This is a genomic window from Paenibacillus sp. EKM211P (genome assembly GCF_011066175.1).
Lineage (GTDB): Bacteria > Bacillota > Bacilli > Paenibacillales > Paenibacillaceae > Paenibacillus > Paenibacillus polymyxa.
Map to the genome: position 1 here is coordinate 1 of NZ_JAAMNS010000074.1, position 284 is coordinate 284.

A 284-nucleotide genomic window follows, 5' to 3' on the forward strand; every position below is an offset into this window, starting at 1 on the left:
GCTGCGGTGCTCGATCATCACGCCCTTCGGCTTGCCCGTCGTTCCCGACGTATAGATCACGTACGCCAGATCCTCCGAACGGGCTTCATGGAAGCTGTCGGCATTCGCCCGCTCCTCGCTGTACGACGCTTCGTCGTCCAGGTACAGCACCGCCGCCAGCGCCAGCTCCTCTTCGTCGAGCCAGGCTTCGGCGCGATCTCGCAGCAGCGTTTGCGTCAGCAGCACCTTCGCTCCGCTGTCTTCGAGCATGAACCGCACGCGCTCCGCCGGGTAATCCGGGTCGA

At 64.8% G+C, this 284-nt stretch carries 1 protein-coding gene; it reads right to left on the reverse strand.

Going from position 1 to position 284, the window contains the following annotated elements; all coding sequences use genetic code 11:
- A partial coding sequence (locus G9G57_RS25415; RefSeq protein WP_164965695.1) for an AMP-binding protein occupies positions 1–284 on the reverse strand: 284 nt, incomplete at both ends.